Annotated in this window: 1 protein-coding gene; it reads left to right on the top strand. The window is 62.8% G+C overall.

Annotated features, from left to right (window positions below):
* The coding region (locus tag C5748_RS27455; protein WP_146119660.1) for an ISAs1 family transposase at nucleotides 1-535 on the top strand (535 nt) is incomplete at both ends.

The following is a 535-nucleotide window of genomic DNA, read 5'->3' as shown; positions in this document are numbered from 1 at the left end:
ACAACCGCAGCAGGGGACAGAACCCGCTGCATCTGGTTTCAGCCTGGGCCGCACGCCAGCGTCTCGTGCTGGGACAGCAGGCTTGCGCGGAAAAATCCAACGAGATCACGGCCATCCCCGAATTGCTCGAGCGGCTGGAGCTCACCGGCGCCCGGGTGACCATCGACGCCATGGGCTGCCAGACCAAAATCGCCGCTGCCATCCGCAACAAGGGCGCCGACTATCTGCTTGCCCTCAAGGGCAACTGGCCCGCCCTTTGCGCCGAAGTCGAGCGCTTCTTCGCCGACGCCGGTCCGGACACCTGCCAACACCATCAAAGCACGAACAATGACCATGGCCGCCTCGAAATCCGCCGCCATGCCGTCTGCCATGATGTCGGCTGGCTCACCTCTGACAGGCGTTTCCCCGGCGAATGGCGGTTCAAGGATCTCGCCATGATCGCAATGGTCGAGAGCGAAACCATACGGGGCGCAAAAACCTGCCTCGAACGGCGCTACTATCTGTCTTCCGCAACCCTCACCGCACAACAGTTCGC

It is taken from the genome of Phyllobacterium phragmitis (assembly GCF_002980495.1).
GTDB classification, from domain to species: Bacteria; Pseudomonadota; Alphaproteobacteria; order Rhizobiales; family Rhizobiaceae; genus Paramesorhizobium; species Paramesorhizobium phragmitis.
The sequence above is the reverse complement of the archived record's forward strand: the minus strand, read 5'-3'. Positions and strand labels throughout refer to the sequence as shown.